At 57.7% G+C, this 23,243-nt stretch carries 19 protein-coding genes; 8 read left to right on the plus strand and 11 right to left on the minus strand.

Annotated features, from left to right (window positions below):
- Positions 1 to 102: 102 nt before the first annotated feature.
- The 3 genes from RBH71_RS08520 to RBH71_RS08530 form a co-directional block, all read right to left on the minus strand.
- Positions 103 to 1,380 carry a CmpA/NrtA family ABC transporter substrate-binding protein gene (locus RBH71_RS08520; RefSeq protein WP_003511608.1) on the minus strand — a complete coding sequence of 426 codons (1,278 nt, stop codon included), beginning with the start codon at positions 1,378 to 1,380 and terminating at the stop codon, positions 103 to 105.
- 36 nt (positions 1,381 to 1,416) lie between these two features.
- Complete coding sequence (locus RBH71_RS08525) at positions 1,417 to 2,004, minus strand: ANTAR domain-containing response regulator (protein WP_003511609.1); 588 nt, start codon at positions 2,002 to 2,004, stop codon at positions 1,417 to 1,419.
- Positions 2,005 to 2,106: 102 nt separating this feature from the next.
- On the minus strand, positions 2,107 to 2,760 hold the full coding sequence (locus RBH71_RS08530) for a GntR family transcriptional regulator (protein ID WP_003511611.1): 654 nt from the start codon (positions 2,758 to 2,760) through the stop codon (positions 2,107 to 2,109).
- 263 nt (positions 2,761 to 3,023) lie between these two features.
- Between RBH71_RS08530 and RBH71_RS08535 the strand changes: the two genes are divergently transcribed.
- The 6 genes from RBH71_RS08535 (at position 3,024) to amyA (ending at position 10,945) form a co-directional block, all read left to right on the plus strand.
- Positions 3,024 to 4,265 carry an NRAMP family divalent metal transporter gene (locus tag RBH71_RS08535; RefSeq protein WP_003511614.1) on the plus strand — a complete coding sequence of 414 codons (1,242 nt, stop codon included), beginning with the start codon at positions 3,024 to 3,026 and terminating at the stop codon, positions 4,263 to 4,265.
- Positions 4,266 to 4,388: 123 nt separating this feature from the next.
- Positions 4,389 to 5,156, plus strand: a complete 768-nt coding sequence (locus RBH71_RS08540; RefSeq protein ID WP_003511617.1) for a LamB/YcsF family protein — start codon at positions 4,389 to 4,391, stop codon at positions 5,154 to 5,156.
- Positions 5,157 to 5,167: 11 nt separating this feature from the next.
- Positions 5,168 to 5,977: a putative hydro-lyase gene (locus RBH71_RS08545; RefSeq protein ID WP_003511619.1), complete on the plus strand. Its 810-nt coding sequence runs from the start codon at positions 5,168 to 5,170 to the stop codon at positions 5,975 to 5,977.
- A gap of 7 nt (positions 5,978 to 5,984) precedes the next feature.
- Positions 5,985 to 7,583 carry a 5-oxoprolinase/urea amidolyase family protein gene (locus RBH71_RS08550; protein WP_003511620.1) on the plus strand — a complete coding sequence of 533 codons (1,599 nt, stop codon included), beginning with the start codon at positions 5,985 to 5,987 and terminating at the stop codon, positions 7,581 to 7,583.
- A gap of 11 nt (positions 7,584 to 7,594) precedes the next feature.
- Positions 7,595 to 9,325, plus strand: a complete 1,731-nt coding sequence (locus RBH71_RS08555; RefSeq protein ID WP_003511621.1) for an acetyl/propionyl/methylcrotonyl-CoA carboxylase subunit alpha — start codon at positions 7,595 to 7,597, stop codon at positions 9,323 to 9,325.
- A gap of 132 nt (positions 9,326 to 9,457) precedes the next feature.
- Positions 9,458 to 10,945, plus strand: coding sequence for an alpha-amylase (amyA, locus tag RBH71_RS08560; RefSeq protein WP_003511622.1), 1,488 nt, complete (start codon positions 9,458 to 9,460; stop codon positions 10,943 to 10,945).
- A gap of 38 nt (positions 10,946 to 10,983) precedes the next feature.
- Here amyA and soxR read toward each other — a convergent pair whose 3' ends face one another.
- Positions 10,984 to 11,439, minus strand: a complete 456-nt coding sequence (gene soxR / locus RBH71_RS08565; protein WP_003511623.1) for a redox-sensitive transcriptional activator SoxR — start codon at positions 11,437 to 11,439, stop codon at positions 10,984 to 10,986.
- Between the two features lie 154 nt (positions 11,440 to 11,593).
- The gene (locus RBH71_RS08570; protein WP_003511624.1) at positions 11,594 to 13,699 is read right to left on the minus strand and encodes a TonB-dependent receptor plug domain-containing protein; all 2,106 of its coding nucleotides are present in this window, start codon (positions 13,697 to 13,699) and stop codon (positions 11,594 to 11,596) included.
- Positions 13,700 to 13,846: 147 nt separating this feature from the next.
- On the opposite strand from RBH71_RS08570, the gene RBH71_RS08575 reads away from it, so the two are divergent.
- On the plus strand, positions 13,847 to 15,316 hold the full coding sequence (locus RBH71_RS08575) for a glycosyl transferase family protein (protein WP_003511625.1): 1,470 nt from the start codon (positions 13,847 to 13,849) through the stop codon (positions 15,314 to 15,316).
- Here the strand turns inward: RBH71_RS08575 and RBH71_RS08580 are convergent.
- The 6 genes from RBH71_RS08580 to repA all read right to left on the minus strand — a co-directional run bounded on the left by RBH71_RS08580 (position 15,313) and on the right by repA (position 21,186).
- Complete coding sequence (locus RBH71_RS08580; RefSeq protein ID WP_003511626.1) at positions 15,313 to 16,512, minus strand: low temperature requirement protein A; 1,200 nt, start codon at positions 16,510 to 16,512, stop codon at positions 15,313 to 15,315. The two genes, RBH71_RS08575 and RBH71_RS08580, sit on opposite strands and share 4 nt — an antisense overlap.
- Positions 16,513 to 16,550: 38 nt before the next feature.
- Positions 16,551 to 16,823 (minus strand): hypothetical protein, encoded by a 273-nt coding sequence (locus tag RBH71_RS08585; RefSeq protein ID WP_003511627.1) that lies wholly within the window; start codon positions 16,821 to 16,823, stop codon positions 16,551 to 16,553.
- Between the two features lie 66 nt (positions 16,824 to 16,889).
- Positions 16,890 to 17,102: a hypothetical protein gene (locus tag RBH71_RS08590; RefSeq protein WP_003511629.1), complete on the minus strand. Its 213-nt coding sequence runs from the start codon at positions 17,100 to 17,102 to the stop codon at positions 16,890 to 16,892.
- Between the two features lie 399 nt (positions 17,103 to 17,501).
- The gene (repC, locus tag RBH71_RS08595; RefSeq protein WP_323687251.1) at positions 17,502 to 18,779 is read right to left on the minus strand and encodes a plasmid replication protein RepC; all 1,278 of its coding nucleotides are present in this window, start codon (positions 18,777 to 18,779) and stop codon (positions 17,502 to 17,504) included.
- Positions 18,780 to 18,964: 185 nt separating this feature from the next.
- Entirely contained in the window at positions 18,965 to 19,975 is a 1,011-nt protein-coding gene (gene repB / locus RBH71_RS08600; protein ID WP_003511631.1) for a plasmid partitioning protein RepB, read from the minus strand.
- Positions 19,972 to 21,186, minus strand: coding sequence for a plasmid partitioning protein RepA (gene repA / locus RBH71_RS08605; RefSeq protein ID WP_026330729.1), 1,215 nt, complete (start codon positions 21,184 to 21,186; stop codon positions 19,972 to 19,974). The genes repB and repA overlap by 4 nt, the downstream gene beginning before the upstream one ends.
- Positions 21,187 to 21,625: 439 nt before the next feature.
- On the opposite strand from repA, the gene RBH71_RS08610 reads away from it, so the two are divergent.
- Complete coding sequence (locus tag RBH71_RS08610) at positions 21,626 to 23,011, plus strand: FAD/NAD(P)-binding protein (protein ID WP_003511634.1); 1,386 nt, start codon at positions 21,626 to 21,628, stop codon at positions 23,009 to 23,011.
- Positions 23,012 to 23,243: the final 232 nt, after the last annotated feature.

Consider the following 23,243-nt stretch of genomic DNA (forward strand, 5'->3'; position numbering starts at 1 on the left):
ATTGGACGATTAAATTTTAATCAGTAGAAATTTTGTCTATGGTTTGCGCAAATGGATAAATTCCGCGCTTGAAATTTGCGCAGCTTGCCCGGCCGACGGCTGTCAGGCCTCGCCTTGGGAGAGGGAAAACGGGGCAGAACTGCGCACGGAAAAGCCATTCACATAGCCAGCAATGTCTGCGGGATCGAAAACAAAACCGTCTACGAACCGGTCACCCGCCTCCTGCCCTTCGACTCGAATATCGGCATCGTCGGGCGCATTGGCATCGCCCAGTGCCGCCCGATAAATATCTGGACGGTAAGCGGACAGGGTGGCCTCCACACCACCTTGCGAAAACTCCGTCTGCCCCCAGCGGATCATCTGGCTGTAAATCCACAGTGCCTGGCTCTGGCGCGGATAATTGGCATGGCCGCCGTGGAAGAGGAAATATTTGTCGATGACCCGGCGGTTGCCCTGGCTGTCGATGTTGAATTCACCGGCAAGCACATGGCGGATGATGCTTTGCGGCGCACCGATATAACGCGGATCGGCAAGTGTCCTGCTCAGATCATCGTGATTTTCCGCAAGGTCGCACCAACGTGCGGCGGCATCGAGCGCCGTCAGCAGCCGGCTGACCGTTTCCTGCTGGCTTTCGGCCCATTCAGGCCGCATCCCGATCACTTTTTCCGGCGCAGACGGCCACAAATCCTGCTTGGCAGCGACGATCCTGCCCACACCGCGCTCGGCGGCAACGATGTTCCACGGCGCACCGACACAGAAACCATCTATGGCGCCCGCCGCCAATGCGTCCGACGTCAATGGCGGTGGTACGACCACCAGTTTGACGTCGTGATCGGGATGAATGCCACCAGCGGCGAGCCAATAGCGAAATTCGTAATTGTGCGAGGAAAACGGGTAGGTCATGCCGAGCGTCGGTGTAGCTTCGCCCCGCGCTCGCATGTCATCCAGCACCTGCTTTAAGGCCTTCGCATTTTCCAGCGACCCCGCCGTTTCGGAAAGCCCCGTCAACGCCTTCATCCGGGCAAAAAGCCGCGTCGAAAGCGTTATAGCATTGCCGCCGCGCCCAAGTGAAAACGGCGTGATCGTAGGCGAAGGGTTCGAGCCGAGTCCGAGCATGGAGGCAACCGGCATCGGCGACAGCATATGGGCAATGTCGAATTGCCGGAATGCCAGCCGGTCGCGCACATTCGCCCAGGACACATCCTTGACGAGATCGAGCGTCAGGCCTTCGCGCTCGGCAAAGCCGAATTCCGCCGCAGCAATGAGGACGGACGCATCGACAAGAGGAATAAAACCTGCCCGCAGGATTTTTTGCCGGTCGCTGCCAACGATTGCCGGCGCGCCCGCTTTTGAACCGGCCGATTTTTCCTGTGCCGCCATATCATACACTCCTCGACTGTCCTGCCGGCGGGTTCGTTACATCAACAGACCGGCCGCGGTGACCACGCTTTGCGCGATCTCGGATATTTTCTTTTTCTCGTTCATCGCCGTTTGCCGCAGAAGCGCAAAAGCCTCCTCTTCGGACAGGCCACGCATTTTCATCAAAATGCCTTTGGCGCGCTCGATGACCTTGCGCTCCTCAAGCGCCGATTTTGCTTCGGCAAGTTCCTGTCGCAGACGGCTGAAAGCGTTGAAGCGGCTGACTGCCATATCGAGGATGGGTTTGACGCGTTCTTTCTTCAGCCCGTCAACGACATAGGCGGAAACACCGGCCTCAACGGCCGCCTCGATGGACGCGGTATCGGAGCGGTCGACAAACATGGCGATCGGCCGGCCGACCGTGCGTGTCAACTGAAACAGATGCTCCATCATGTCGCGGTTGGGATTCTCAAGATCGATGAAGATGACATCGGGCTGCAGCGTCTCGATGGTCCGCGCCACGCCGTGCACCTCATGGATGAGCGTCACGCGATTATACCCGGCCTCGCGCAGCCCCTCCTCGATGATCGAGGCGCGGATCGCGTTTTCGTCTATAACGAGAATGGTGAGGTCGCGAAGCGTCATGTCGGCATTGATGACGCACCGCAACAAACTTGGCAATCAGGCGCCGATATAAAAATGGAGCGGACGTGAAAGGGACGTTTTCATCCCGCTCCGCCTGATTTCTCAGGACGCCCGTTCGAGCGCCTTCAAAACCGTCCGCTCGGAAAGATTGAGATAGATTTCCATCTCGTCACCGGCCTCAGCCGCCTTGCCCTCTTCCATCAGCGACAGGATTTTGCTGTTCATGTCCACAAAGGGGGAATGGAGCTGTTCCGGGTCTTTCAGCAGGCCGAAACAAAGCCTGAGCTCAGCGGCGATTCGCTCGTAAAAATCGCTGAGACGAGCGCTGTCGAGAAGGTCGACCACGGCGGCGTGGAACTTCATGTTGGCGCTGCCCACGCCTAACCAGTCTGCCTGGTCGCGCTTTATCCTGGCATCATCGACCGCCGTGCGCATTGTCCGGATGGCCGGGTGCTTGTGCCAGGCCTGACGCAGCGCCCCGCATTCCACCATGCGCCGCACCCTGTAAATATCAATCACCGAAGCCAGGGTGGGAACGGCGACAAAAACGCCGCGATTGGCTTCGTGACGCAGCAGACCATCCTTGGTCAGGAGACGAAAGGCTTCACGCAGCGAATTGCGGGAGACCTCGAAACGTTCGCTGAAGGCTGCTTCCGAAAGACGCTGGCCCGGCATCAGTTCACCGGAGATCAGCAGGGTGCGAATACCCTTTGCCAATCGATCCGCAAGCGGCAGACCCTCTATCGTTTCCGTCATGGCGCTTTCCTTAAGAGCAATGCAACGTTGGGAATTCCGTGACAGGCATGTTCGGACACGGCATGATTGCCCATAGCACAAAGCTTCAGCAAAGCGCCAAAAAAACGTGATGAATTCATACTCATAACGTCCAACAAATAGACAAAATAAAAGAACGATTATCATTTATTGTTGAACAATATTGACAATCTCACGGAACAAGACAAGATCGGTGGCATAAAGCATCCGCGAGGGGCGGATTGCGACAGGAGCGGAGAAAATCCATGGAGCAGAAAAAGCTCACCCCGACTGCCGATCTCAAAATGTCAAAACGTGCATCTCTTCTGGGAGCAATCTTCCTGATGGCAACATCTGCCATCGGTCCCGGCTTCATCACGCAGACGGCGACATTCACCATGCAGCTTGGTGCCGCATTCGCCTTCGGCATTCTTGCTTCCATCCTCATAGACTTCGTCGTTCAGCTCAACATCTGGCGCATCGTAACGCTGACGCGCATGCGTGCGTCCGACATCGCCAATGCTGCCATTCCGGGCTCCGGCTATCTTCTCGCCATTCTCGTCATCATCGGCGGCCTTTTCTTTAATATCGGCAATATTGGCGGCACCGGCCTCGGCCTGAACGCCATCTTCGGGCTCGATCCGAAAATCGGCGGCGCCATCAGCGCAATCTTTTCCATCGCCATCTTCGTTTCCAAACGGGCTGGCCTCGCCGTCGACCGGTTCATCATTTTCGCCGGTATCCTGATGATCGTGCTGACGCTCTACGTTGCATTCGTATCCGCGCCGCCGGTCGGTGATGCCTTCCGCCAGACCTTCCTGCCGGACACGATCAATTTCGCGACCATCACCACCATCGTCGGCGGCACCGTTGGCGGCTACATCACCTATTCCGGCGCGCACCGCCTGCTGGACCGGGGAATGGTCGGCATTGAAAACCTGCCCGCCGTCAACCGCGCCGCTCTGACCGGCATCGCTGTCACCGGCATCATGCGTTACGTGCTGTTCCTCGCCATTCTCGGCGTTGTCGCCAGCGGCGTCGTCATCGATACATCGGGCCAGGCCGCCAATCCCGCCGCACAGGCTTTCCGGTCGGCCGCGGGCGATCTCGGCTTCCGCCTATTCGGCATCATCTTCTGGGCTGCGGCCATCACAAGCGTCATCGGCGCGGCGTATACCTCCGTCTCGTTCCTGCCCGTGTTCAAGCAGGATATGACGGAACGCGCCCGCAACATGGCGACGGTCATCTTCATCGCTGTCTCGCTCGTCTGCTACCTGCTCATCACGACGCCGCCCGCCGCCATGCTGGTCTTCGTCGGCGGCCTGAACGGTCTTATCCTGCCCATCGGCCTCAGCATCTTCCTGTTTGCCGCATGGAAGCGCGAAGACCTGATGGGCGGCCATCGCTACTCGCGCATTCTGCTCGGGCTTGGCGTTCTGACATGCGCATTGACGTGGTACATGGGCTACAAGTCCGCCGGCACCATTTTTGGCCTGCTCGGCCTGTAATAAACTAGAGCGTTTCCGCATTTCGGAGAAAAGCGGAAACGCTCTATATATTTGTTATTACGCATTTTCCCGACGCAAAACCGCTACGCACTTTTGCTGGAAATGCTCTAAAGGGAGGCAAACATGGCCGCTATCGATCTCAACAGCGATCTTGGCGAAAGTTACGGCGCGTGGCGCATGGGAGACGACGAGGCGATGCTTGCCATCGTTTCCAGCGCTAACATCGCCTGCGGATTTCACGCAGGTGACCCGGCCGGCATCTACCGGACCGTTAAGGCCGCTGCCGAAAAAGGCGTGGTCGTCGGCGCCCATGTTTCCTACCCGGACCGCGTCGGCTTTGGCCGCCGCGATCTGGATGTGACCTCCGAAGAGCTGATCGCCGATGTCATCTACCAGATCGGTGCACTGAAGGGTGTCGCCGCCGCTGCCGGAACCACCGTGCGTTACGTGAAGCCGCATGGCGCGCTTTACAACCGCATCGCCAATGACGCGAAACAGGGACAAGCGGTCATCGACGGTATAAAGGCCGTCGATGCCTCGCTGGTGCTGATGGGTCTTGCCAATGCGCCCATCCTCGATCTCGCCCGCAAGGCAGGCCTTGCTGTCGTCGCGGAAGCCTTCGCTGACCGCGCCTATACGCCAGAAGGCCAACTCGTCTCGCGCCGCGAGGCGGGCGCCGTACTGCACGACGCTGCCAAAATCGCCGACCGGATGGTGCAGCTTGCCCGCGAAGGAACACTCGAAGCCATCGACGGCAGCAGCATCAAGATCGAAGCACAATCCATCTGCGTGCATGGCGACAGCCCCGGCGCAGTGGCGATCGCCCAGGAAATCCGCCGCCGTTTCGAAGCCGAGGGCATCGAAATCCGCTCTTTTGCATCCATTCTCTAAAAGGGCGACCAATGACGATACCCTTATCCTTTCTGAGCCACACCAATGCGGATGCCGCCCGGACGGCCCGCGCCGATTATCGTGGCGGCCTCGTTGCACCGACCTCCGGCATCGCTCCCGGTTTCACGCAGGCCAACATGATCGTGCTGCCGCGCGACTGGGCCTTCGATTTCCTGCTTTATGCGCAGCGTAATCCCAAGCCCTGCCCGGTGCTCGATGTTTCAGATCCCGGCTCACCAACCACGCTTCTTGCCCCCGGTGCCGATCTCAGGACCGACCTGCCGCTTTACCGTATCTGGCGGGACGGCAAACTTGCCGAGGAAACGGCGGATGCGACCGCCGCCTGGGCAGAGCGTGACGATCTCGTCGCTTTCCTGATAGGTTGCAGTTTTACCTTTGAAACGCCGATGGTCGAAGCGGGTATCGAAATCCGTCACATGACCGACAAAAGCAACGTTCCGATGTATCTGACCAACCGCCCCTGCCGGCCGGCCGGCCGATTTAAGGGCAACATGGTCGTTTCCATGCGACCGATCCCGGCTTCGCGCGTGGCCGATGCCGCGACAATTTCAGGACGTTTTCCGGCGGTTCACGGTGCGCCCGTGCATGTCGGCGCGCCGGAAGAAATCGGCATATCGGATCTCGCGAAGCCGGATTTCGGTGATGCAGTGCGGATCGAACCCGGCGAGGTTCCAGTTTTCTGGGCCTGCGGCGTGACGCCTCAGGCTGCAGTCATGGCATCCGGCGTGCCGTTCGCGATTACCCATGCGCCCGGGCACATGTTCATCACCGACATTCCCGATTCTGCCTATCACGCGTGAGGATATGATGCGTTTTCTCCCCGTCAGCCTCACCACCATTCTCGTCGAACTTGCCGATCTCGATGAAACGCTGGCGCTGTTCGCCTCGCTTCAGAACGATCCGATCGAGGGCATCGACGAAACGGTTCCGGCTGCCCGCACCCTGATGATCCGTTTCCGCCCCGAAAAGATTGGCGCAGAGGCGCTGGTTGCACGGCTTTCCAGCCGCGATCTCTCCGCAAAAATCGCGCCCTCGGACAATCTGGTGGAAATCCCCGTCCATTATAACGGCGAAGATCTGGCCGACGTTGCCGAACTGACCGGCATGAGCATCGACGAAGTCATCCGCCGCCATACCGAAAGCGAATTCACCGTGGCCTTCTGCGGTTTCGCGCCCGGCTTCGGTTATCTGGTTGGCGGCGATACAGCTCTTCACGTGCCGCGCCGGCAAAGCCCGCGTACCCGCATTCCGGCGGGTTCGGTGGCGCTGGCTGGCGCCTTCAGCGGCGTCTATCCGCAAAACAGCCCCGGCGGCTGGCAGATCATCGGCACCACACCGGTGAAGATGTGGGATATAGACCGTGATCCCGGCGCGCTTTTCCAGCCGGGTTATCGCGTGCGCTTCTTCGATATGGACAAGGCCGGAAGAACGGTTGATGTTCCCACCTCATCGCCGCGCACCGCCCGGCCTGAGATGACGAGAGAAGGCCCGCATTTCGAGGTGCTCGCGGCCCCCATGCCCGCCATTTTTCAGGATCTTGGCCGCTTCGGGCAAACCGGACAGGGCGTCTCCGCCTCCGGCGCACTGGATCGTGGCGCGTTTAACGCCGCCAACCGTATCGTCGGCAATCCCGTTAACTCGCCGTGTCTCGAGCTGACGCTCGGCGGCTTTTCCTTCAAAAGCACGAGCCGCGCTGTCATCGGCATTGCGGGCGCGCCCTGCCCCATCACCGTCAAGACCGCAGATCGCAGTTTCACCGCACAAACCCATGTTCCCGTGTCTCTCGAACCCGGCGATATCGTAACCTTGGGTCAGCCGCCGAAGGGCATGCGCTGTTATCTTGCTGTGCGTGGCGGGTTCGATGTCGAGCCCGTGCTGGGCAGCTATGCGACGGATACGCTCGCCGTAGTCGGTCCACAAAGCGTGACTGCGGGCACTACTCTGCCGCTGAAGGGCGAAAAGACAGGACTTTCCAGCGTGTCTGTCGACGAGGCTCCGGCCTTCGATCCGCCGGCAACCGGCGATATTGTGACGCTCGACGTGGTTCTCGGACCGCGTACCGACTGGTTCACGCAAAAGGGCCTCGATACGCTGACCGGCCAGCTCTGGCAGGTCACGCCGCAATCCAACCGCGTCGGCATCCGCCTTGCCGGCGAAGTGCCGATGGAGCGCAGGGACAGTGCCGAATTGCCGAGCGAAGGCACGGCCACCGGAGCAATCCAGATTCCCCATAGCGGCCAGCCCGTTCTTTTCCTTGCCGACCACCCGTTGACCGGCGGCTATCCCGTCATCGGCGCGGTCGCGGAATACCATCTCGATCTTGCGGGGCAAATCCCCGTCAATGCCAAAATCAAGTTCCGCCCGATCGGCCCTTTTGCCGAAATCGCGGCGGCTAAAAGCCTGTAGGGAGGATAGCGATGAAAAAAGTGCTGATTGCCAATCGCGGCGAGATCGCGGTGCGGATCATCCGCGCATGCCGTGATTACGGCCTGCAATCGGTTGCCGTTTATGCCGATCCCGATCAGGATGCGCTATTCGTTCGGTTGGCGGATGAGGCCTATGCGCTGGAAGGCGTCCGCCCCGCCGAAACCTATCTCGATATCGCCAAGCTGATCGCGATTGCCAAACGCGCCGGCGCGGATGCCGTGCATCCCGGTTACGGCTTTTTGTCCGAACGCGCCGAATTTGCGCAGGCGGTTATCGATGCCGGCCTTAGCTGGATCGGCCCCGACCCACATGTCATTGAAGCGCTGGGCGACAAGGTGGAAGCGCGGCGCATCGCCACCAGCGTCGGCGCACCGCTGGTGGCCGGCAGTGACGGCCCCGTCTCTACCGCCGCCGAAGTCACCGCTTTTGCCGAAGAATACGGCCTGCCCGTCGCCATCAAGGCAGCGCATGGCGGTGGTGGGCGCGGCCTGAAGGTCGCATGGAAGATGGAAGAGATCGCCGATCTCTACGAATCCGCCGTTCGCGAAGCGACCGCCGCTTTCGGTCGCGGCGAGTGCTTTCTCGAACGCTTCCTCGACCGGCCCCGCCATATCGAGGCGCAGGTTTTGGCCGACAAGCACGGCAATGTGCTGGTGCTGGGCACCCGCGATTGCTCGCTGCAACGTCGAAACCAGAAGCTGATAGAGGAGGCTCCGGCCCCGTTCCTGTCTGCCGAACAGCGACAAAAAATCCACGACGCGGCAAAGGCGATCTGTGCCGCCGCGGGCTATTCCGGTGCCGGCACCGTCGAATTCCTGCTCGGCGTTGATGGCACGATTTCTTTCCTGGAGGTCAATACGCGCCTGCAGGTGGAACATCCCGTCACCGAGGAAACCACCGGTATCGATCTCGTCATCGAGCAGTTCCGCATCGCCGAGGGCCACACCCTGCGGGTGGTTGAAACGCCGGAACCGCGCGGCCACTCTATGGAATTCCGCATCAATGCCGAAGATCCCGGCCGAGGATTCCTGCCAACACCCGGCACGATCTCGATTTTCGATGCTCCTTCCGGCCCCGGCATCCGTATGGATAGCGGCGTCGTCAGCGGCTCCAGCGTGCCTGGCGTATTCGACTCGCTGATGGCGAAGCTCATCGTTACGGGTACCGACCGAGATCAGGTTCTGCGCCGCGCGCGCCGCGCGCTGAAAGAATTCCGTATCGAAGGCATTGCCACGGTTCTGCCGTTCCATCGCGCCGCAATCGAGACGGACGACTTCATCGGCACCGACGGTTTCAAGGTTCATACCCGCTGGATCGAGACCGATTTCGCCGCCATGCCTGACGCCGTGGAACGTCCTGCACCGGCTGAAGACCCTTCCATCACGCGCACCTTTCTGGAAATCGACGGCAAGCGTGTTTCTGTCGGCCTGCCGAACCTGCTGCTCTCCGGCCTCGGCGCTGTCAGCGGCGGCAATGCCGCTTCCTCCGGCGCGTCGGTCAAGGAGAAGGAAGGTGAAATTATCGCTCCCGTTTCCGGCACCTTGCAATCGTTCAAGGTGACCGATGGCGAAACTGTTTCCAAAGGCGATCTTCTGGCCGTCATGGAAGCCATGAAAATGGAAACGCAAATCGTGGCGACGAAGGCCGGCAAGGTCCGCCTGATCGTCAAGGAAGGCGACTATCTTCAGGCGGGCGCGGCACTTCTCGAAATTGCGGAATAACGCCTAGACCAGGCCACCGGACCCATCAGGGAAGGTGGTCCCCTCACAATCGAAGTTTGGTCAATACGGCGGCGGAACCCTTTCGCCGCCGGGCCGTTTATGGCGCGACCTGCTAACCATCATGAGGAAAATATGGCCGGACGCACCTTGCTTCAATTCTTCCATTGGTACTATCCGGACGGAGGGAAATTATGGAGCGAGGTGGCCGAAAAGGCGGAAAGCCTTGCCCGAATGGGTATTACCGACGTCTGGCTACCGCCGGCCTACAAGGGTTCTGCCGGCGGTTTTTCGGTAGGTTACGATACCTATGATCTCTTCGACCTTGGCGAATTCGACCAGAAGGGAACAGTCGCGACCAAATACGGTGATCGCGCTGCCCTCGAACAGGCCGGTCGGACGCTGAAGGAAAACGGCATCCGCGTCATTCACGACGTGGTTCTTAATCACAAGATGGGCGCGGATGAACGGGAGAAGGTGCGGGTTCGTCGCGTCAATCCCGATGACCGCACCGAAATAGAGGACGAGGATTTCGAGGCGCACGCCTATACGCGCTTCACGTTTCCCGGCCGAAACGGCACACATTCCAAATTCATCTGGGACCTGAAGTGCTTCAGCGGCGTCGACCACATCGAAGAGCCTGATGAGGACGGCATTTTCCGTCTCGTCAACGAATATGGCGACGGCGAATGGAATGAGGAGGTCGACGAGGAAAACGGCAACTTCGATTATCTCATGGGCGCGGATGTCGAATTCCGAAACAGGGCTGTCTACGAGGAACTGAAATATTGGGGCCGGTGGCTTGCCGAACAGGTGCAGGTGGATGGTTTCCGTCTGGATGCGGCCAAACATATTCCGGCATGGTTCTTCCGCGACTGGGTAGGCCATATGCGCGACACGATTAATCCCGACCTCTTCGTCGTGGCGGAATACTGGCACCCCGATATAGACGCGCTGAAAAGCTATCTCGATCTGGTGGACAAGCAGCTGATGCTCTTCGATGTCGCCCTTCACCACCGCTTCCATGACGCGTCCAAGCAGGGCGGCGATTTCGACATGCGCACTATCTTCGATGGTTCGCTGCTTTCCGCTGTTCCAGATCACGCCGTCACGCTTGTCGACAACCACGACACGCAGCCGCTGCAATCTCTGGAAGCGCCGGTAGAACCCTGGTTCAAGCCTCTGGCCTATGCGATCATTCTGCTGCGCGAAGAAGGTGTGCCCTGCGTCTTTTATCCCGATCTTTTCGGTACGACGTATATAGACACCGGCAATGACGGCAACGACCATGAGATCGTCATGCCGGCTATCGAATGCCTTCCGAAGCTTATCGAGGCACGCAGCCGCTTTTCCAACGGTGCCCAGACGGATATTTTCGACGACCCGAGCTGCATTGCGTTTATTCGCCACGGTACCGCCGATGAGCCGGGCTGCGTTGTGGTGATGTCGAACGGCGAGGCGGCGGAAAAACAGATAGATCTCGGCCCTGAGCAGGCGGGAGCTGTATGGCGCGATTTCCTTGGTCACCGTCACGAACAGATCACCCTTGACGAGCATGGCAAGGGTCTGTTTTCCACCAATGGCGGCAGCGTCAGTGTCTGGGTTCCGGCCGACGTCGAGTAGGAACAATTGCTTTTAAAGCGGCCAGCCGGAAACCTTGCTCATTTGACGGATACGAGACGGCGCGGGCCCGCGCCGGCATCGGCCAGAACATCGTTTGGATTGCGTAAGGGACAATCATCGAGTGAGAGGCAACCGCAACCGATACAGCCGGTAAGCTGGTCGCGCAGCATAATCAGGCTGTTGATACGAAGCTGCAGCATTTCCCGCCAGGACTGCGAGAACACGCGCCAGTCAGCCGTCGTCGCCACCCTGTCCTGCGGCAAATCCGCCAAGGCGTCCCTGATGATGCTGAGCTGGATACCTGCTCGCTGCGCAATGCGGATAATGGCAATGCGCCGCAAGACCGCGCGATGATAACGACGCTGGTTCCCGCTGGTGCGCCAGCCTTCGATCAATCCCTTCGCCTCGTAAAAATGGATGGTGGAAACGGCGACGCCACTACGACGCGCAACCTCCCCAACCGTCAGGCTGTGTTTAAAGATGGTATTTTCCATGCCGGCTCCGTTTTCTGAACGGCCTCCGCTCTGAAAAACGCGGAAACACACTAGAGAGCAGCCGGTATAATTCCTCAACCATAGTTGAGGTCAATAGGATGGATGGCAAAAAGAGGCGCCAATCGGGCGCCTCTGAATTCTTAAATATCGCGGATCAGAATTTGGCGGTCATGCTGATCCAGAAGCGGCGGCCTTCCATGACCGTGTTGAAATCGTCAGCGCCGACTTCCTTGTCGAATACATTGTAAACCGCCGCGTTGAGATCGACATTTTCGGCCACCGCATATTTCGCCCCGATGTCGAGGGTGGTGTAAGCGTCATATTTACGCCCGGCCTTGCCGTTGATCGTAACCGGTTTGCCGTTCGTACCAATGCGCGGACCCGCATTGATTTCCGATCCGTGGTAGTTCACCGAAGCCCAGGCTTCCAGCCCGTCCACCGGGGTGACCCATTCGCCTCTCAGATTGGCCATGTGCTCCGGCGTCCGCGCTAGCGGAAAACCCTCGTAATCGCCCGTCTTCTGTTCGGAATGCGTATAGGTATAGTTGCCGCGCAATGTCAGTTCCGGCGTCGCATACCATGCTGCCGTCAGTTCTATGCCCTGAATGACCGCATCGTCGATATTGTAATTGTACCAGAGGCGATAATTGCTATCTTCGCTCCAGCGGGCAGGCGTACCATCCGGATTGAGCACGAGCGCGTTGGAAATCTTGTCCTTGAAATCTGTGTAGAAATAAGTGGCACCGAGGGCAACATCACCATTGTCCCAGAGTGCTGCCAATTCATAACTCGTGCTTTTTTCCGCCTCCAGACCCGGATCGCCGATGATCACGCCGCAGGTACCGTTCGAGGCATAGGTGCACCCACCGCCGCCAGTCGTATAGGCGTAACCCGGTGCGATCTGGCGGATTTCCGGTGCGCGGAAACCTGTTGAAATGCCGCCCTTGATCGTAAGATCGTCGGTTGCGCTCCAGACGCCGTAAAGGCGCGGGCTGAAATGATTGCCATATTTTTCATGGTTATCCAGACGAAGGCCGCCCGTCAGCGCAAAGCTATCGACGATGCGCCATTCATCCTCGACGAAGAGCGCCCATTGCGTCGCCGAGAAAGTTTCGTCGCGACCGGTACGGCGTCCCGGATTCTGGTCCTTCAGCTGTGCCTCGAAATATTGACCGCCGGTGACGAGCGTATGGTTGCCGAACAGTTCGAACGGCGTGGTGAACTTGCCGTCGAGAACGCTATTGCGAACCTCCGGCGAGCGCGGATTTTCAGTGACGCGTCCCGTGCGAAAGTTTCTGGTGAAGTTGGTGCGCTCGGCCCATTCCTGCTGGAAGGAGAATTCAGACGTGGTCGGTCCCCACCGGCCGGTATGCGACAATGACCAATGGTCGCGCGTATTGGTGTTGTAGGTGCCGTCTGCATTGGCTGCCAGCGTCTCGCCGGACTCGGCATCGCGGCGCAGCCGTGCTTTGCCAGCCTCGAGATAGATGTCGTGATCCTCATTCGGCGTGAAGGTCAAACGTCCATTGAAATCATATTCCTTCGCGCCCGTCGTACCATTCAATATGCGGTCTTCGCCGCGCGTGAAGCCCCTGCCCCAGATCTGCAGCCCCAGCCGGTCCTTTAGGATCGGCCCATTGGCATACCAGGACACCTGACCGCTATTGCCGAATTTTGAATGTTGCTGAACCGTACCCTCGCTGGTGACGGAGCCAGACCAGACATCGCCAACCTTGCGGGTGATGATGTTGATGACGCCGCCCATGGCATCGGACCCGTAAAGAGAGGACATCGGGCCGCGCACGACCTCGATGCGTTCGATCGCCGAAACCGGCGGCACGAAACTCTGTTCGAAGCCGGAATTACCATTGGTACGGGCATCGCGCGTGCTCTGCCTCTTACCGTCAACCAGGATCAACGTGTAAGCGCCGGGCAATCCGCGAATGAAAATATCCTTCTCATTGGCAATGCCGGTGACAGACACGCCCTGAACTTCGCGCAAGGCGTCTGTCAGATCGCGGTAAGACCCCTTTTCCAGATCTTCTCGCGTCACAACCGTGATGCTGGCCGGAGCATCCTTTACATTCTGCTCGAAGCCGGACGCGGTCACCACGATCTGCTGAAGAACGGTGGTTCCGTCGGTCGCCTGCTGCGCGACAGCAGGCAAGGCAACGCTGAGCGCCGTTCCCGCCATAGCGACGGAAATGCCAGCCTTTATTATCGTCGCGGCCATATCCTGCCCGCGGTACTTCAATTCCATGTTACGCCCCCGCATTTAACTTGAGAATTTACCCCCACTTATTTAGGAGGGAGGTCTGGCGCAACGCGTTTGTTTTCGAACAGTTCTAAATTCCAGAAATTGCAAAAAGGCCCCCTCTAATCGGGGGCGGGGTAAAAAAATAGCAAGATGACAACCGGCAAGAGAAAAGAAGAACCAGCTTCCCCGACAAAGCCCGACAGGCTTGGTCAGCTGAAACTACTTGTCGCGTTCGATGCGTTGTTGCGGGAAGGAAGCGTCAGCCGCGCAGCGGCAGGCATGGGACTGCCGACATCATCGATGAGTCGGATATTACAGCAGCTGCGCGAGAAATACGGCGACCAGCTGTTCTTACGCACCGGCCAGGGTTTGCGACCCACCCCCTTTGCCGAGACCATGCGGCTGCGCATTCGTTCGCTGGCGGCGGAGGCGGAAAACCTGATCGATTATTCACAGGAAAAAGCGGCAGCTCCCGCCGCCGCCAATGTTAGCGGCTGGGAACGGCCGGTGCTGATGAAGGCGCCGCCTCTTTCGCTGCGCCCCAGCGTTCTTCTGGAAGGTCAGCCGACACCGGAAAATATAGCGGACCGCCTTGCCCGCATCGGCCACAACGCCGATCCGCAGCACAGGCTCGCCAAATATATAGCGACCTCGGCGATGGGCATCGGCAACAGCCGCCCGCTCAGCCAGCAAGAGGCGATGGACGCGCTTTCGATCATTCTCGAAGGCGATGCAGATCCCATACAGATAGGAGCGCTGCTTGCGACCATGCAATATCGCGGTGTGACCGCGGCAGAGCTTGCCGGTTTTATCGAAGCCATGTGGGGCCATATAAAAAGAGACCAGCAAGCGCCCGCATCGGTCGATCTCGACTGGCCGGCCTATATGTCGCCCAAACATCGCGATGCACCCTGGTTCCTGCATTCCGCGCGTCTCGTTTCCATGGCGGGATATAGCGTCTTGTTACACGGCCATGTGGGCCAGGGAGAAAATGGCGGTAAGCTCGAACTCGCCGCTGAAGCCTGCGGCATACCGCTCTGCCATTCACTTTCGCAGGCGGCCAAGGCCACTGCCTCGCAAGGGATCGCCTATCTGCCGATCGGTGGACTATCGTTACAGTTTCAGAGCCTGCTTGGCCTGCACGGCATTCTGGAAATGCGCCTGCCGCTCAATACGGTCGTGCATCTTCTCAATCCGCTTCGCGCCAGAAGCACCATTATCGGCGTCGCCCGCCCCTCCTATCAGGAGCTTCATCGCGATACGGCGCGGCTGCTTTCCGTCGAGAGCCTTGCCATTCTCGGCAATACGCGGGATTTCGCGCAATTTACTCCCTTCCGCAGCACCCGGATCTTCGGTCTTTCCAAGGGCGAGGATGTCGAGTTCGTCATTCCGGCCCGCGAAACCCCACCGGCCGAAATGCCGACCATGTTCACCACCTTCGAATATTGGCGCGCCGTCTGGACGGGGGCGGCCAGAGACGAGAGAGCGGAAACCATCATCGTCTCCACCGCTGCCATCGCCCTGATGCTGGTCAATGATATGGTTCTGCCTTTTGAAGAGGCCTATGCCCGCAGCCTGCGGCTGTGGAACGACAGGGCACGCGATTTCGCCACTGCTTAGGCGTTGGCGACTGATTTTTTCAGCGCCAGATATTCCCACAGCGCCACCAGCAGCAAAATCCCCGTGCTTGCCAGTTGCAGCGCAAAAAGCGGCACGCCCGGCACCGGCAGAAGCAGGCAGAGCGCCGCTACTCCGGCAAAATGCGAGATCGGCCGCTGATAGGTGGCAGCAATCTTGACGCCAATATTACCGGCTAGAAACAGGATCGGGCCGCCAAGAATGGCGAGTGACTCCCTCATCGTCGTCCCTTCATGGGCATGGGACAGGCTGAAATCCTCTCCAACTGCCGTGAGAATGATGCCGGCCACGATAGGCAGATGTCCATAGTTGAAAAGATTTTGGGCGATCTTCGCTTTCTCGTCGGCATGTTCGGCCTTTCTGGAGGCCTCTTCCTGCCCGTGATGGAAATAGATCCACCACATTGTGACGGTGCTGACGAAGGCCGAACAAAAGACGATGAATGTGAGGCCGGAATTCATATATTCCGTGGCCGTGCGGCCGGTGGTTAGGATCGTTTCCCCGAGACAGATGATGACGAAAAGCGCACAGCGCTCCGCAAGGTGCTCGCCGGAAAGATGCAGCTTATCCGCATCGCTTGCTTTCAATCCCGGGACGACATAACGACAAGCGGGTCCGGCATATTCTATCGCGAGCGCTATACCCCACAGGAGGATTCGATCCGTCAGATCGACAAGCCCACCAGCCAGCCAGAACAGGCTCGATATGACTAGCCAGATCGTCACGCGCACAAAAACCAGAAAAGACTGCCTGTCCTCTCCCTTGAAGGCATAAAGTGCAAACAGGCTCCGTCCCACCTGCATGGCACTGTAGATAAGGGCAAACACGAAACCCTGTTCCGCAAAAGCCTCCGGCAGCGCGATGGCCAAAAGAACCCCGCCGAACATCAGGACGAAAAGCAGAAGCCGGACAGGCTCTTTTTCCGTATTCAGCAGGTTGGTGATCCAGGTGGTGTGTATCCACAGCCACCAAAGTGATAATATCAGGATGCCCGCTTCAAGCGCCGCTGTCGGTCCGAAGTCCTTTGCAAGCGCATGGGAAAGCTGAATGAGCGCGAAAACGAAAACCAGATCGAAGAACAGTTCAGGAAAGGTCGCCTTTTCTGCTTCGTGCCCGTCCTGTTTGATCCAGGTTTGCGCATCCGGTTTCTGCCCGGATGTTTCGCTTTCGGTTCCCATTCTGCCCCTGTTCGTCAATGTGAATTATTGCGATCGCGTTAGCGTTGCGCTTCAGCCGAAGAATTAACATTCGAGTCCCGGCCGGGAAACTGCAGCGCCCGCGCATTGTCGGGATAAAAACGCGGTCCTACCAGACGCACTGTCTTGCCGGAGACATCGGTAATATAATTCGATGCGGTCGCCCCAGGCGAGAATTCGGCGCTACGGGTCTTGGTCGGTTCCAATATGCTGACCTCTAGAGGCTGAGCAAATATCGGGTGGCTCGTCGCGGAGATGACAATTGTCGCGATAAAGAGGGACTTGGAGAACATCGGCACATCCTGTCAAAATTGACTGCGCCATAAACAGCCCTCGCCCGGTTTGGTTCCAGCGGTCTTTCAGCTGTCCTCATCCAGATAGGTGCGATATTGCACATAGTCCGAACTTGGTTGCCCGTCGACAATTTCCGGCGGTCGCCCCTTACGTCCGGTTAAATAACCGGCTTCTTCAAGTCCCGCCTTCAAGAGCTTTTCGATGGCGGTATGTCGAGGCAAGGCAATGTCCGCCATGTAAACAGCGACAGCCAGCTCCATATCGTCTTGAAAAACCATAGGCTCACCGCCCCCTTCCAACATAGACACGGAAACGCACGATCTTAGGGAAGGTTCAGTTCCAACATCGTGCCATATCGAGATATCTGCATTACCCCGGTCTAGTCAGGCAAGAAACGCGTAAAAATCGCGCTTTTCCTGCCCATATCATCGCACTACCGCTAAAAGATACCCGGACTCAAGCGATTGAAACCAATCATGGAATAACTCAAACGAAAGTCAATCGAGGCTTAACTTTCATTACTTTGCATTAACCATAGGAACCCCTGCCAGCACAGTGTGTTCGTAAACACTGGCAGCCTCACAGCGAATCTTCGGAGTCTTGCAGAAACAGCGTCAATGTAGCTGCAGACTGGGAATTCGGCAAGCCGGCGCCATTTTCTGTCCGTCCTCAAGAACTCATACAGCCATGCTTCTCTCCATCCCGTCAGTTCGACCCCGCAGTTGCGCCAGAAGCATGGCCTGAAGATCAAACCCGCCCTCGTGGGCCTTACGGGTGAGATTGCGCAGATATCCGCCCAGCGAGCTGATCTGGTCCGCCTTTTGCAGCAGGCAGGCAAGAATCGCCGCTGTTCCCTGTCGACCGAAAGTGGTGAGGGCGTCCTGGTAGGCCGACTGGCTAACGTTGAACATGGTTTTGATGACTGATGTCGCCACTTCCAGATCACGCCATCCAGTCACTGCTCCTCCGGGTGCATAGAGGGAAATGTCCGGGCAAGCCTTCACAACCAAAACAATATCAGGAACAAAAAATTGCTTATGAAGAACAGGCTTTGGCTGTTGCGATGACGGCTTTGCACTGACGGGTACGGCGTATTCTGGCTGTACGACTATCGTGTCGGCAGGTGCGACGATTACCGGTTCACGCAAATTTTGCGGTTTAGATATAGATTCGGATTCTGAATTCTTTATGAGGCGCTCATTTTGGCAGTCATTGCCGCCCGATTTCTCCGAATTTTCAATATTTTCCAGATAGTTGGTCACTTCTGCACGCAGGGAGACCAAAAATCCGGCGATTTCCTTGAGTTCGACAGGCTTTGAATTACGGCCGAGGGACCGGGCAATGGCATTGTAGCGCGCCTGGAATCCTTCTGACGTTACGACTTCACCGCTGGCGGCTATCATTTCGCAAAGCTTCTGGATATCGCGGCGGCACAGGCTGATGTTTTCACGAAGCCGCTGAAGGTCGAGCCGCTCGCGAACGATGCGTTCGGCGAGTTCCTCGATTTCCGATTTGCGGGCGAGAAGCGGTGCCAGCGAAAAACCATAGGCTTCGCTGATTTCCCCGCCCCTGTGCTTACGGGCGTAGCGTTTTCCGTTCGGACTATCCTTGCGGATGATGAGACCGGCCTCGACGAGAGCCGAGAGATGGCGGCGCAATGTCTGTTCTGCCATTCCATGTGCTCGCAATGACAATTGCGTATTCGACGGAAAGACGACCAATCCGGCTTCGCTGGAGAGTTCATTTTTCGGATAAAAACTCAGAAGGGCGTTCAAGACCGCGAGAGAACGATCGGTCACGCCGAGCAATGGTCTGGCTTCACAGACCGAACGGTAGAGTTTCCATTTATCGACCGCCTCGGTCTTTTTGTTTTTCTGCGCGGCAAACTGAGTTGCGAGGACGCCAAACGACATCGCTCGCCGCCCAAAGGGCGTCGTTACACATGTGCTGTCCATGTCTTTCACCTTTCACAAGGCAAAAGAAAATCGCTCACCGAAAAATTCGATGCCAAGACTCTTGACTATGATTCGCGGAAATGAGATTCTTTGGTTGCTTAGATCAAAGAAAGGCTTCCGTGCGGCAACGTTCGGGGGCTTTTTTCTTTTGTAATGCGTCTCCTGTTAGTCGTTGGTATTAACAATCACTGCTTGGACCGGTATTCGGCAAACAGCGCCTGAAGATGTTCCAGAACGAAATCGGCAAATTCCGGCGCCTCGTTCTTGTCGATGGATATATCCAGCTTGCGGTCGCTTTCGACCACCTTTGCCAGTCTGCTGCCAGTTTCCGAAGACCAAACACCGGCTTTCTTTGCCTGTGCCTTGGGTTTCAGAAAATCCAGAAGCGACTTGAAGCGTTCTTCGGACGGAAGAGCGGCAACGGATGGCTCCCTTACATAAGCGCGCGCAGCTTCCTTGACCTGTGACGAGGAGAGCTGATCTGCGAGATCCATCCAGTTACGGCGACCGACGGTGGGTGCCGGACCAATAAGATCGACCAGATCCTCGGGAATGCGACCGACAACCGATAGCATGTTGGAAAGATCGCCCTTGTGCAGGGACATCGCCGCCATGATCGTATCACGCGGAAACCGCATCTGCAGTTTCTGGGCGAAGCGCGCCTTTTCGATATAGGTTAGGTCACGGCGCTCGTTGTTCTCCTGTCCCTGGGCGACGACCAGCTGTTCGTCGCTGAGATCGCGAACCACGGCCTTGACCGGAATACCCAGGTTGGAAACGGCGCGCAGACGGCGATGGCCAAATGCGACCTGATAACGTCCGGGAAATTCGGGATGAGGGCGCACCAGAATGGGAACCTGCTGGCCCTGCTCTCGAATAGCCTCCACCAGGCCTGCATCCGCCTCTTCTGAGGCTGGCATGCGGTCAGGTATGAAGGATGGGTCGATATCAGCAGGATTGAGCGAAACGATCGTAAGGCCCTCTGCGAGCCGTTTTTCGATCTCTTCAGCACGTTTGGAGCGCTCCGACACTTCGTTCAGAGACTGGCCGATCATGCCGACCGGCGAGTTCAACACATCCGTCACCAGTTCGGGAGAACCGAGGATGGGTCTGACACGCGGACGGGACCGCTCGGGAGTGGTATCGTTGTCTGTGCCTGGCGTGCCAAGATTGGCGAAAATCTGTTTTCTGCTCATGCTGCCCTACCCCACGCTTTTTTAATCAATCCCTCGATTTCAGCGTTCACGTTGTTCATGGCTTCCAGTGCGCGGTCATAGGTGGAGCGCGTGAACTGGGTTCTTTCCACCTCGAAAAGCGTCTGGTTGGTCAATCCGGCATCCGAAACGGCCGTGCTCTTCAGCATCGGGTGAATGAGGACGTTTTCACCGAAGATCGAGCGCAGGAAAGCCACCATCTGGTTCTGCGGCCCATCGCTCGGTTCGAAACGCGTGATGAGGTAACGCATCCAGTTATAATCGGAGCGTGCGCCGGCCCTGCCGATTTCAGCGAGAAGATCGCCAGTCATGGCAAGGAACTGGTTCATGGACATGACATCAAGCATTTGCGGATGAACGGTCACGAGAACCGATGTTGCTGCCGTCAGCGCCGAAAGCGTCAGGTAACCGAGTTGCGGTGGGCAATCGATGACCACGACGTCGTAGAAATTCTGGGCCTGGGCGATTGCCTGGCCGATGCGAGCGAAGAACAGCGTGTCGCCTGGTGCGCGACGCATCAGTGCACGCGGGGTATCATGTTCGAACTCCATAAGTTCCAGATTGCCCGGAACGATATGAAGGTTGGGAATATAGGTGCCGCGAACGATTTCGGCGATCGGCCGGCGTTCGTCATCGTAGCGGATCGCGCCGTAGAGCGTTTCATTCGGGCCGACATCCATTTCGGGCTGGTGACCGAAGAGAGCGGAGAGACTGGCCTGCGGATCGAGATCGATTGCCAGAACCCGGTAACCACGCAGCGCCAGATATTGCGCCAGATGCGCGGAAGTCGTGGTCTTACCCGAACCACCTTTGAAATTCATGACGGCGATGACCTGCAATTCCTCGCCGTCGCGACGGTGGGGCAGATAGCGACGCGCGCCGCGCGCGCCCTGATCGAGAAACTTTCTGATCTCGTCCATATCCTCTACCGAATAGGAACGACGACCGGATGCCTGCGCTGCATCGAGCTCCGGACGCTCAGCGGCGATCTGACGAAGATAGGCTTCACCGATGCCGATCAGCCGTGCGGTTTCTGCCGGCGAAAAATGGCGCATACTCTTTTCGGTATGCGGTGAAAACGTATTCGCATTATGCGCCTGCAATTGGGCTGACAATGCAGCCGAATGCTGTTGTATAAGGCTCGTGAGGTCGGGTGCCCCTGCAGCAAATCTTGAGTCGGCACTCTGTGTCATGGATCTACTTTCGCTCGATATTGCAGTTGCGGTTTTTTTCGAAAAAGACGGTTTTTTCCGCAACTGAGATATAAGCGCCGATTCTCTTTTTGGCGCAATAGGCTTTTTTCCCGGATGCAGAAGTACCGCTAAGGCATTGTGGAAGAATCAGTTTTGCTTTTTGTGACAGTTTTTCGGTTAGCCGCGGCTAACTTCGTCTCCGTTCTGGCTGAGACGCGTTTTTTGGCTTCCTTTAAAATTGACATGGAGCGATCAGAGCGAAAGTTTGCCGCGGCTAACTTTGAGAATCCTGCGCACCAAATGTGCAATGAGCGATCCCGCCGGCGGAAAGTGAAGGGTAGACATTGGCAGGTGTTTAATCTCTACTCATCGACTAGAGTATCAACGGGTCCGGCGCCCACGGCCTGACCTTTCGTGCTGTCGCAGATTGGAGGAATAAATGTCCTATGATGTCGCTATCGTCGGTTCGGGTTTCTCGGCCATCTGTACCGCCGCTCATCTCTTATCATCCCTGCCCGGGGACGCGTCGATCGCCATTGTCGGCGACGAGTCGGATTTCGGGCGCGGTACGGCCTATCGTACCGAGTTGCCCTATCACCGGCTCAATGTGCCCGCAGGGCGGATGAGCGTATTCCCCGACAGGCCGGATGACTTTCTCGATTGGCTGACGGAGAATGGGCTCGGCAATGATCCATTGGCTTTTGCCTCACGTGGCGATTACGGCCTCTATCTCAGGGACAGGCTCGCCAGTCTACTGAGAAGCCGGGATCAGCGGGCGAGGGTGGACTTCATCCGTGCCAAGGCTTCAGCCTGTCGCTCGGATGGCAATGGCGGTTTCTCTTTTGCACTGGAGAATGGTGAGAAGCTACGGGCGAAAAATGTTGTCTTATGTCTTGGTGTCGGCGCGGCAAGTTTGCCGGTGCAAACTCTGACGAAAGATGACGACGCGCCGCATCGCATCATCGGGCATTGCTGGCAGTCTGGATGGCTGTCGAAAGTAAAGGCGGGGGACCGCATCTGTATTCTGGGTTCTGGCCTGACGATGATAGATCAGGTCCTGACGCTTCGAGGAAAGGGACACCGTGGCCCAATCCACGTATTGTCCCGCCGCGGACTTGTGCCGCATCCACATATCAGCCCGCCACGGTCGCCAGCTGATCCGCGCTTACCAGAAGGTTCGACCGAGATCAGCCGGTTAGTGCAGGCTCTGCGTAAGCAGGTGAAAGATGGTGCGCCGTGGCGTACTGTCATGGATGGTCTACGGCCGAAGACCCAGCTGCTTTGGCAGAGCCTGACATCTGAGCAGCGAAGCCGGTTTCTTCGGCATGCCTTGCCCTGGTGGAACATTCACCGGCACCGAATCGCGCCCGAAGTGCATAAGGCTTTTGAAAAGCTATTATCTGACGGCGTTCTAGAGATTCACGCCGGTTATCTCCGCTCTCTCGACGAGCAGGACGAGGGGATCGCCGTACTCTATCGCCGTCGGCATACGGAGACGCTTAGAGAGTTTCAGGTCGATTGGGTCGTTAATTGTACCGGAATGGAGAGGGCGGGGATCGGTCATTCACGACTTCTGGAAACCATGCGGGACGATGGCGTGCTTTTGCTCGACGCCTTTGGTCTTGGGGTCGAGGTCGATGGCCAGTCGCGCTTGTCAAGCGCGGACGGGCAGGTCTGGCCTGGCCTGTTTGCCGCCGGGGCGCTGACGGCGGGCCGCTTTTGGGAGATAACCGCCGTGCCGGATATCCGCGTGCAGGCGCAAAAGATCGCGCAAGCTGTCACGGACAGAGTGGTATCGGACCGGCGGGCTTCGGCACACGGTTGATGTGAAGGAAAGAGCACTCGCGCAGTGCCAGGTCTTAAAGAGTTTGCGCTTGAGACTGTTCCTCTAACTTTTCAGATACTGAGGTTTGCCGCGGCTAACCTCTCTATTTCTCTCATCAGGCAACCATCCGAATGTACCGGGCTTCCTCATTACGTGATAGAGCTAAGGGTTAGTAAGAGCCTTGGCTCAGCCAATAACCGCTTCCATAGATCGCGACAGACAATAGGTTTTG

The organism is Rhizobium sp. AN68, from assembly GCF_030758035.1.
In the GTDB taxonomy this organism is placed as follows: Bacteria; Pseudomonadota; Alphaproteobacteria; order Rhizobiales; family Rhizobiaceae; genus Agrobacterium; species Agrobacterium tumefaciens.